Raw genomic sequence first — 10559 nt, forward strand, 5'->3', positions numbered from 1 at the left:
GGGAGGCGGTCGTCACGCCGGGAGTGGGTACGGGCGCGAGTGAGGTCGTCACCGCAGGGGCAGGCGCGGCTGAGGGCGTCACCGCAGCAGTGGGTGTCGTCATCTCAGACCACCGCCGGTGCGGCGGCCGCGCGGCGACGGTCGAGCACGGCGGCCACCGCCCGCAGGTCCGGCTGGCGCAGCACCTCGGGGGCGCGCAGCCGGGTGCCCGACGCGCGCTCCAGGGCGGCCAGCAGCCGGGCCGCGCTGATCGACGTGCCGCCGAGCGCGGCGAAGTTGTCGTCCAGGACGGCGTCCGGACGGTCGAGCAGGTCGCGGACCACCGCCAGCACGAGCTGTTCGCTGCCGGTCGCGTCGTCGTCGGGCGCGGCGGGGGCCGGGGTCGCGGGAGCGGACGCCTCGATGGCGAGCAGTGCCGCGCGGTCCACCTTCCCGTTGGCGTCGAGCGGGAAGGCCTCGACGACGCGCACCGTCGACGGCACCGCCTGCTCGGGCAGCCAGGCCCGCACCGCCGCCAGCAGCTCGTCCGCGGTCGGGGCGGCGCCGGCGGCCGGCAGGACGAACGCCACCAGCCGGGTGCGGCCGTCGGCCGTGCGGGGCGCGGTCACCACGGCACCGCGCACCCGCGGGTCCTGCTCGAACGCGGCCGCCACCTCGGCCGGTTCGATGCGCACCCCGCTGATCTTCACCTGGTCGTCGAGCCGGCCGAGGAACTCCAGCCGCCCGTCCGCGAGCATCCGCACCCGGTCCCCGGTGCGGTAGAAGCGGTCCGCGCCGAGCGCGTCCGACCCGGGTACGTCCGACCCGGGTACGTCCGGCCCGAGCGCGTGCGACCCGGCAGGCGCGGCGGTGAAACGCCGGGCCGTCAGCTCCGGGTCCAGGTAGCCGATCGCCAGGCAGGCGCCGCCGATGAGCAGCTCCCCCGCCTCACCGCGGGCGGCCACCGTGCCGTCCGCACCGGCGACGACCACCGTGACGCCGGGGATCGGCAGGCCGATCGGCGGTGCGCTCGCGTCGTCCGACACCCGTCCGGTGGGCGGCATGGCGTGGGTGGTGGTGACGACGGTGGCCTCGGCCGGGCCGTAGGCGTTGTGGACGGTGGCGGTCACGTCGGGGCCGGGCCCGCGCCGCAGCCGGTCGCCGCCGACCATCAGATGACGCAGCGTCAAATCCTGTGGCCAGGAGCGGTCGAGCACCGGCTCCGCCATGGGCGTGGCCGAGACGCAGACCGTCACCGCCGCCGCGCGCCACCAGTCGGTGAGCTCGGCCGGGTCCCAGCGGACCGCGTCGGGCGCGGGCACCAGCGCGGCGCCCGAGGTCAGCCCGGCCCACAACTCCATGACGTGCGGGTCGAACGCGACGCCGATCAGCAGGGACTGCCGGTCGCCGGGGGCAAGACCCGTCACGTCGCGGTACCAGTCCAGCAGGGAGGCCAGCGCCGGCTCCGCGACCGCGAGCGCCTTGGGGCGCCCGGTGGAACCCGAGGTCAGCACGGCGTAGAACGCCTCCGGCGGTGCCGGGCGGGCACCGGCGGCGGGCGGGGCGAAAGCGGCGACGACCGTGGCGGCGGCGTTGGCACCCTCACCGGGCAGCGGCAGTTCGACCTGCTCGGCAGCCCGGTGGCCGGCGGGCAGTACGGCGGGATCGCCGATCAGGCAGACCACCGCGACGTCCTCGGTGACCGCGCCGAGGCGCCGCTCCCCGGGGCGGGGGCCCAGCGGCAGGTAGACCGCGCCGAGCCGGGCGAGGGCGACCGCGGTGGCGACCAGGGCGGCCGAACGGTCGAGGCAGACGCCGACGACGTCACCGGAGCGCACCCGGCCGTCCAGGGCGCGCACCAGGGCGTCGGCCGCCTCGTCCACCTGCCGGTAGCTCCACGTGTGGTCGCCGTCCACCACGGCGGGGGCCTGCGGGGAGCGGCGGACCCACTCCTCGTAGCGGGCGAGCACGGCCGGGGCGGCGGTCGCGGGCAGGGCCGCGCCGTACGCGACGCTGGGCAGGGTGCCGGGGCCGTTGGACAGGGTTTTGCTGTCGCTGGTCAGGGTGTTCGTCATCACGACTCCTTCGGCGTGGGCGCGGCGCCGGAAGCGGCGACGGACAGCGGGGTGAGCAGGCCCAGGGCCTGAGCCTGGTCGGCCAGGACCGGATGGCGGAAGAGCAGCCGCAGCGGCGGCCGTTCGCCGAGCCGCGGCTCCAGCCAGGCCGCCAGGTGCGCGGCGAGCACGGAGTGCCCGCCGATCTGGAAGAAGTGCGAGGACGGGGTGAAGCGGCGGTGGCCCAGCACCTCGCTCCAGCCCTCGGCGAGCAGCGCCAACGCCGGATCGGCGGTGAACGCGGCCGGGTCCAGGTCGGCGGCAGGCTCGTCCGCCGGGGCCGCCGGCTCCAGCGCGGCGGCCAGCCGGGCCAGCGCGACCCGGTCGGGCTTGCCGCCGGCCAGCGTCGGCATGCGCTCCAGCCGGGCCCAGCGGCCGGGCACGAGCGCGCCGGGCAGCCGCCCGCTCAGCTCGACGTGCATCCGCTGCTCGTCCCACGGTTCGCTGTCGCCGTCCCGTCCGCCGTCACGCGTGCCGTCCCGTTCGGCACCGCTCTCCAGGAAGCCGACCAGCCGGGGGCCGCCGGCCGCCTCGCGGTCCAGCACGACCGCGCAGGAGCGGCCGCCGAGCACGGCCGAGGCGGCGGCCTCGACCTCCTCCAACTCGATCCGGTAGCCGCGCAGTTTGATCTGGTTGTCACGCCGTCCGAGGAAGTGCAGGAGCCCGTCGCGGTCCCGGTGGCCGAGGTCGCCGGTGAGGTAGACCCGCTCGCCGCCCAGCGCCGGGACCGTCACGAACCGGGCCGCGGTCGCCTCCGGGTTGCCGAGGTACCCCTCGGCCAGCCCGGCTCCGGCGACGGCCAGTTCACCGACCGCCCCGGGCGGCAGCGGACGGTGGGCCGCGTCCAGGACGTGGATCCGCTCGCCGGGCAGCTCGGTGCCCAGGGGGATCTCGACGCCGTCCGCCAGGCTGTCGCGGGTGATCTCGTGCACGGTGGAGCTGATCGACGCCTCGGTCACGCCGTAGACGTTGAGCACGGTGGCGTCGGTGTCGGCCAGGAACGGGCGCAGCGCGTCGGCCGGGATGCGCTCCCCGCCGAGCACCAGCAGCCGCGGCGCCCAGCGGCGGTCGCGCAGCACGTCCCGCAGCTCCGCGCGGGTGGCGAGGAAGTAGCTGGTGGGCAGGTTGGCGACGGTGATCCGGGCGGCGGCCAGCAGTTCGGCCAGCTCGGCGCCGGTGGGCACCTCGCGCTCCGGGACGACCAGGCAGGCGCCGGCGTACAGCGACGGCAGGACCTCTTCGAGGGCCACGTCGAACGACGGCTGGGCGAAGAGCAGTACCCGGTCACCGGCCGCCAGCGCGAACCGCTGGGCCACCCCGGTCAGATGGTTCCGCAGCGCGGCCCGGCCCACCGCCACCGGCTTGGGGATGCCGGTCGAGCCGGAGGTGTGGATGACGTACGCCGCACCGGGCACCACCGCGGCCGGGCGCGCGGCCGGATAGGAGTCGGCGTCGAGCGCGGTCACCGGCAGGCCCTCGGGCAGCGTCACGCCCGCGGCCGCGGAGGTGAGCACGAGCGCCGGCTCCAGCCGGTGCAGCAGCAGCTCCAGCCGGGCCTGCGGATCGGACGGCGACAGCGGGCAGTACACCGCGCCCGTCCGCAGGCACGCCAGCAGCGCCACCACCGAGTCGGCGCCGCGCGGCAGGACGACGGCGACCGGCTGACCGGCCGTCACGCCCGCCGCCAGCATCCGGCGGGCGACCGCGGCGACCTGCTCGTCGAGGTCCCCGTAGGTCAGCCGGCGGGCGCCGACCAGCAGCGCGGGCAGCGCCGGGTCGTGGGCGGCGGCCGGGTCGAGCGGATCGGACCCCTGCGACGCGACCGGTGGGACCGGCGCGCCGGGCCGGGCGGCGGGGGCCGGGAGCGCGAGGTCGGCGAGCACGGTGCCGGGCGCGTCCAGGTAGCCGCGCAGCAGGTCCAGGAAGCGTTCGGTCAGCAGCTTCGCGGTGTCCTCGCCGAACAGGTCGGCGTCGTAGTCCCAGACCAGGGTCATGCCCCGGGCCCCCTGCCGCGGGCTGACCCCGCGCCGGTCGTCCGGGAGCAGTACGACGTCGAGGTCGAAGCGGGTGGTGCCGGTGTTGAACCCCTCGAAGAGCGTGATGTCCAGGCCGGGCACGTCGATCTCGGGCAGCGGGGCGTCGTGGGCGCTGAACATGACGCTGAACAGCGGGTTGTCCGCGCCCGAGGTGTGCAGTCCCAGGGCGCGGGTCAGCTCCTGGACCGGCACCTCCTGGTGCGGCAGGGCGCGGAAGAGGGTGTCGGTCACTTCGTCCATGGTGTCCTCGGCCGGGGCGGCCGGGTCCAGGCGCAGCCGCAGCGGGATCGTGTTGACGAACATGCCCACGGCGTTCTCGAAGCCGCGCGGGCGGTTGCCGACGGCGGTGCCGACGACCATCTGCTCGCGGCCGCTGTGGCGGCGCAGGAGTTCGGCGAAGAGCCCGAGCAGCGTGGAGAACGGGGTCAGCCCGCGCTCCACGGTGTGGGCGCGCAGCCGCTCGGTCAGGTCCGCGCCGATCGACTGGCGCAACTGCCCGCCGTGGTGCCGGCGCCGCGCGCCGGGCCGGGCCAGCCCGGGCAGCGGCAGGTCGAAGGAGGCGTCGCGCAGTTCGGCCGTCCAGTACTCCAGGCTCGACCGCCGCTCCGCCGCCGCCCGGTCGTCGTCCGCGTCGAGCGCGCGCACGTGGTCGACGTAGGAGGTGGCGGCCGGCAGCTCGGCCGGCTCGCCCAGGACGTGGGCGCGGTAGACGGTGAAGACGTCGTTCAGCAGGATCGCGAACGAGTGCCCGTCGTGGATCAGGTGGTGCTCGACGTGGATGAGCCGGTGCTGGTCGTCGGCGAGCCGCGCCAGCGTCCAGCGCAGCAGCGGCGCCTCGTACGTGTCGAGCGGGGTCTCCGCCTCCGTGCGGAGCAGCCGCGCGAACGCGGCCTCCGGGTCCGCCTCCCCGGTCAGGTCGACGGTGCGCAGCCGGGGCTCGCACAGGTCGGCCTCCCGCTGCGCGGGCATCGCGCCCGGGACGGCCACGAGTTCCAGGCGCAGCCCGGGGTGGCGGTCGAGGGCCGCGGCCAGTCCGCGGCGCAGCGCCTCGGTGTCGAGCGTGCCCCACAGGTCGAGGGAGGCGGTGAAGTTGTAGGCGCGGCTGCCCGGCTGCACTTGTTCGTGCAGCCAGACGATCTCCTGCGACGGAGAGAGGGGGAGCATCGGCGATCCCTGGGTTGTCGGGTCGGGTTCCTGGGGTGCGGACGGAGGCACGGTCGTGCTCCGCCCGCGGCTCACCGGCCGGTCCGCGGATCTCGCGGGCCGGCTGCGGTGGTTCGGGAAGTCGAAGGGTGGGGTTGTTGGTGTGCGGGGTCGTCGGGGCGCTTTCGGGGTGCCGCGCCGGTCAGCCGACGGGCGCGACGGCCGGGACGGCGGCGGGTGCCGGGTCCGGGACGCGCACCGCGTCGCGGAAGGCGGCGAAGGCGTCGCGGGCCGCGGCGTCGTCGAGCACCGCGCGGTCCCACACCATCCGGACGTGGAGTTCGGGGCCGTGGGTGACGGAGACCGCGAACGGGGCGCGCACCTGGCGCCCGTCGACGTGGACCTCCCGGCCCTCCACCCCGCCCAGCCGCAGCGCGGGACGGCGCCGGGCGTCGTCCACCGTCAGCAGTCCGTCCAGCCGGCCGGACCACTGCGAGCCGGCCGAACGGGCGGCGTGCACCACCTCGTCGAAGGGGGTGTCGGCCCGGTCCAGGTCGTCCCACCACTGGGTGGCCGTCTCGTCGGGGGCGTGCGGGACGTCGACCGTCGCGGCCGGGAAGACCACGGTGTTGAGGAAGCAGCCGAGGACCGGCGGCGCGCCGGCCGGGCGGCCGCCCCACGGGTAGCCGATCGGCGGCACGTGGCCCGGCCCGTACAGCACCCGGGCGGTGGCCCGGCAGGCGTCGAGCAGCGCGGGGAACGGCACGCCGGAGGCGGCCGCGGGCAGCCGCAGTTCGGCGGCGCCGGTGGGCAGCGCGCCGGGCACGGTCGTACGCGGCCGCGGCTGCGGCGCCCGTTCGTGCGCCACGCGCAGCCGGTCGCCCCAGTACGCGAGCGCGGCGGCGGATCCCGCGCGGCGTTCGGCGTCGAGCTGCAGCTGCACCGCCTCGCGGTAGGCGGCCAGCTCCGCGGCCACCTCGGCGGGTTCGGGGCCCGCGGACCGCGGCGCGTCGCGGTACGCGGCGGTCAGCTCCTCGACGATGCGCGCGAGGGACTGGCCGTCGCACGCGGTGTGGTCCAGGACGACGGCGAGCACCTCCTCGCCGGCGGCCGGCCCGTGGTCGACCAGGTACAGCCGCAGCGGCGAGCCCTGCGCGCTCCAGCCGCCCAGGACCCGGCGCAGCGCGCCGGCCGCGTCCTCACCGGGGGCGCGGACGACCCGTTCCACCGGTACGTCCGGTTCCGCCGGCCGGAGTACCGGGGTGCCGCGCACCACCTCCGGGCGGGCCCGCAGCACGGGATGCAGGGCGGCCAGCCGGTTCGCGGCCCGGCGCAGCCGCGCCGGGTCCACGGTGCCGCCGGGGAAGGCGAAGAACATCGGGACGAGGTCGGGCCGTCCCGCGGGGTCCATGGCCCGCACCAGGACGAAGCGCCGCTGGGCGCCGGTGACGGGCAGGAGGGAGGTACCGCCGTCAGCGGCGGCGATGCGCTGGAAGCGGGCCAGGTACTGGTCCGTGATGGTGCGGGGCACGTGATCCTCTCTGACGTGGCAGGGCAGGGCGGAGCCGAGGGGGTTCGTCGTACGGAGGGTTCCGGGTGCGACCCGCCGGTCAGCGGACGGCGGCGGACGCGGTGTCGGACTCGGTGCCGGGTCCTGTGTCGGACGCGGCGCCGGTACGACCGTTCCCGGCAGCGCCCCCTGCGCCGTCCTCGACGTCCTCCGGAGGAGGCGGCAGGTCTCGCATCCGGCGCAGCGGGGACAGCAGCAGGCGCAGCGGGACGACGAGGAACCCGACCGCGCACACCCACAGGGCGGCGCGCGCCCCGAAGGCGTCGGCGACGGCGCCGCCGACCAGGGCGCCGAGCGGCAGCGTGCCCCACACGAGGAAGCGCAGGGTGGCGTTCATCCGGCCCAGGAGGCGCGGCGGGCACAGGGTCTGCCGGAAGCTCACCTGGGCGACGTTGTAGACGACGGCTCCGAAGGAGACCACGCCGGAGCCGACGGCGAACAGGACGGCGGCGGCGCCGTGCCCCGACAGCGGCCACAGCAGCGCGAACGGGCCGGTCGCCAGGGCGGAGAGCCAGATGACGCGGGCCTGGCCGAGCCGGGCGGCCAGCCGGCCGGCGCAGAGCGCACCGGCCAGTCCGCCGGCGGCGGACGCGGAGAGCATCAGGCCGATGGCGGCGGGCTGCAGGCCGATGACCCGCACCAGGAAGACGGTCTGCGTCGCCATCAGCATCGCGGTGAAGAAGTTGGACAGGCCGGTGCTGGTCGCGATGACGCGCAGCAGCCGGTGGCCGAGCACGAACCGCAGTCCCTCGCCGATCTCCTTGCGCAGGGACGCGCCGGGCACCGGTTCCGGTCGGCTCTCCGGCTTGCCGATGCCCCCGAGGAACAGTGCCGAGACGACGTAGCCGATCGCGTCGGCCCCGATCGCCAGGTGCGCCCCGACGAGCTGCACCAGCCCGCCGCCGAGGCCGGGGCCGGTGACCTGGGCCGAGGAGCGGATGGTCTCCAGCGCCCCGTTTCCCGCCATCAGCCGCTCGCGCGGCAGGAGTTCGGGCAGGTAGCTCTGGTGGGCCACGTCGAAGAAGACGGTCGCCGCGCCGGTGACGAGGGCGACGACGTACAGCTGCGCCATTGTCAGGACGTCGGCGACGGCGGCCAGCGGGATGCTCGCCATCGACACCGCCCGCACCAGGTCGGCGCGGATCATCAGCGACCGCTTGCGCATCCGGTCCACCAGCGCGCCCGCGGGCAGGCCGATCAGCAGGAACGCGGCGGTCTCCGCGGCCGTGAGCAGCCCCACCTGGAACGCGGGCGCCTTGAGTTCGAGGACCGCCACGAGCGGCAGCGCGACCAGGGTGACCTGGGCACCGACCTGGCCGGCCGCGGCACCGGCGAGCAGCAGGCGGAAGTCGCGCATGCGCAGCAGACCGCTCGACGCGGTTCGGGGTAAAGGGGACATGTGCCAGACCCTCACCGCAAACGCCGTCACCCGTCAAAGCGCAAAGAACACTTTCGGTCGAATCTTTTGCACTACCTCCACTAAATCAGCAAATCTTCCGCCAGATTCGGGCAACAGCGGGATGAACTCAGCACGTTGGAGCCTGGCAACAGCAGGATCCGACGGCCCCGGCGCGGCCGGACCCCAGTGATCCCCGCCCATGCGCCGGTGAATCGCACCTCTGACCGAAAATAATCCCCACCCTCCTTCGATGCCGTATGCACGTACTGACCCGCCGCGGCCACCGACCCGTCGTATACGGTGCTGGTCGACGGTGAAGGCGCGGATGCGAGGGCGGGATTCCATGGCGGAGCGGGCACTGATAGCCGATGTGGCGGGGCGCAAGCCCCAGGTGGATCCGGCGGCGTTCACCGCGCCCACCTCGGTCGTCGTCGGCGACGTCACGATGGCGGCGGGCTCCAGCGCCTGGTACCACGCCGTCCTGCGCGGCGACTGCGAGTCGATCAGCATCGGCGCCGACAGCAACATCCAGGACAACTGCTCGGTGCACGCGGACCCCGGGTTCCCCGTCGTGGTCGGCGAGCGGGTCTCGGTGGGCCACAACGCGGTGCTGCACGGCTGCACCGTCGAGGACGACGTGCTGATCGGCATGGGCGCCACCGTCCTGAACGGCGCGCACATCGGAACCGGCTCGCTGGTCGCCGCAGCCGCGCTCGTACCGCAGGGGATGCGCGTGCCGCCGGGTTCGCTGGTGGCCGGGGTCCCGGCCAAGGTGCGGCGCGAGCTGACCGCGGAGGAACGGGAGTCGGTGCTGTTCAACGCCGCGGGCTACGTCGAGCTGTCCCGCGCCCACCGCGCGGCCTTCGAACCGGGCACGCAAGAGCCGGGCGCCGACGAGGCCTGAACCGGATCGGTCAGCCGCCCGGCCCCCGGGTCACTCGCCCGTCGGCGTCGCCAGGGGTTCCGCGCTGCCGCCCACCGGAGCGTCCGGCGTCCGCGCGCTCGGCACGCTCTCCGCCGTCTCCGTGGTCTCGACGCTCCCGGCCGGCTCGTCCGGCGTGTGCGCCTTGGCGCGGCGCTGGACGAAGACGAACGAGCCGATCCCGAACAGCACGGCCGCCGCCAGCCCGAAGTAGCCGAACCGCTTGATCCACGGCTCCGCCACCACGCCGACGTTGTAGATGACGGCGGTGGTGCCGCCCGCCCACACGACGCCGCCGAGGGCGTTGGCGATGAAGAACTTCCAGTAGGGCATCTTCAGGACGCCGGCCAGCGGGCCGGCGAAGATGCGCAGCAGCGCCACGAAGCGGCCGACGAACACCGCCCACATCCCCCAGCGCTCGAACGACCGCTCGGCGGTGGCGATATGGCCGGGGGAGAAGTGCTTGGGGAACTTGCGGCCGAGCTTGTCGAGCAGCGGCTTGCCGCCCTTGCGGCCGATCGAGTAGCCGATGGAGTCACCGATCACCGCGCCCGCGATCGCGCAGGCGCCGACGATCCACGGGTTGATCGTCCCCTGTGAGGACATCAGCGCGGCGGTGACGAGAACGATCTCGCCGGGGAGCGGGATGCCCAGGCTCTCGAGCCCGATGACCAGCCCGACCACCACGTAGACGGCGAGCGGGTCGATCGCCTCGATCCATTCCTGCACGTGCACTGCCGAGTCCTCCCCTGGACACCATGCGGACCGTGTGCCGTGGCACACGTCAGTGCAGCCTAACCGAACGGCTCCGCCCGGCGGTCCGGGCGACGGGCCGCTCCCCCGGGCCCCGTCACCACAGATCGGGGTCGGCCGACAGCCGCTGCTTCGCGCGGTCGGTCAGCGCGGGATCCGGCTGCGGCGCCCGGTCGGCGTGCTTGACGGACCAGGCCGCCACATACGGGCACAGCGGCACGACGGCCCGCCCCTCGGCGGCGGCCAGCTCGTACAGCGCCTCGGCGAGCGCGCCCGCGACGCCCTCGCCCTGGTGCTCCGGCTCGACCACGGTGTGCACCGCCACCAGCGCGCCGCCGGCGCCGCTCCCGTCGTCCTCCAGCACGAAGTAGTCGATCCGGCCGAGCGGTTCGTCCCCGGCCCATGCCCCCAGGCGGCCCGCCGCCCGGTCGTCCCGAATGTCCCTGCCGTTGTCCATGCCGTCCATCATGCGCGACCGGGGGCCGCGTGTGCGGCACCGGCAGGGCGGTCGGCGGGGAACGGCGCGATCCGGGCGGGCCCCGCCGGATGACGCGCCGCGGCGGGGGGGGGGGGGGGGGCCCCCCCCCCCCGGGGGGGGGGGGGGGGGCCCCCCCCCCCCCCCCCGCCCCCCCCCCGAAACGCA

7 protein-coding genes are annotated in these 10559 nt (G+C 75.6%); 1 reads left to right on the top strand and 6 read right to left on the bottom strand.

Annotation, left to right across the window (positions count from 1 at the left end; translation table 11 throughout):
* Positions 1 to 104 precede the first annotated feature (104 nt).
* From ABZ721_RS22270 to ABZ721_RS22285, 4 genes are all read right to left on the bottom strand, one after another.
* Positions 105 to 2054, bottom strand: coding sequence for a non-ribosomal peptide synthetase (locus tag ABZ721_RS22270; protein ID WP_358790398.1), 1950 nt, complete (start codon positions 2052 to 2054; stop codon positions 105 to 107).
* Entirely contained in the window at positions 2054 to 5293 is a 3240-nt protein-coding gene (locus ABZ721_RS22275; RefSeq protein ID WP_358790399.1) for an amino acid adenylation domain-containing protein, read from the bottom strand. Before ABZ721_RS22275 ends, ABZ721_RS22270 begins: the two co-directional genes overlap by 1 nt.
* 181 nt (positions 5294 to 5474) lie before the next feature.
* Positions 5475 to 6803, bottom strand: a complete 1329-nt coding sequence (locus ABZ721_RS22280; RefSeq protein ID WP_358790400.1) for a non-ribosomal peptide synthetase — start codon at positions 6801 to 6803, stop codon at positions 5475 to 5477.
* Positions 6804 to 6882: 79 nt separating this feature from the next.
* Positions 6883 to 8241, bottom strand: coding sequence for an MFS transporter (locus tag ABZ721_RS22285; protein ID WP_358790401.1), 1359 nt, complete (start codon positions 8239 to 8241; stop codon positions 6883 to 6885).
* Positions 8242 to 8584: 343 nt separating this feature from the next.
* Here ABZ721_RS22285 and ABZ721_RS22290 point away from each other — a divergent pair, with 343 nt between their 5' ends.
* Positions 8585 to 9145, top strand: coding sequence for a gamma carbonic anhydrase family protein (locus ABZ721_RS22290; protein ID WP_358790402.1), 561 nt, complete (start codon positions 8585 to 8587; stop codon positions 9143 to 9145).
* A gap of 30 nt (positions 9146 to 9175) precedes the next feature.
* On the opposite strand, the gene ABZ721_RS22295 is transcribed toward ABZ721_RS22290, so the two are convergent.
* On the bottom strand, positions 9176 to 9898 hold the full coding sequence (locus ABZ721_RS22295) for a DedA family protein (RefSeq protein ID WP_358790403.1): 723 nt from the start codon (positions 9896 to 9898) through the stop codon (positions 9176 to 9178).
* A gap of 115 nt (positions 9899 to 10013) precedes the next feature.
* Positions 10014 to 10373 (bottom strand): GNAT family N-acetyltransferase, encoded by a 360-nt coding sequence (locus ABZ721_RS22300; protein ID WP_358790404.1) that lies wholly within the window; start codon positions 10371 to 10373, stop codon positions 10014 to 10016.
* Positions 10374 to 10559 lie beyond the last annotated feature (186 nt).

The organism is Streptomyces sp. NPDC006733 (assembly GCF_040636125.1).
Lineage (GTDB): Bacteria > Actinomycetota > Actinomycetes > Streptomycetales > Streptomycetaceae > Actinacidiphila.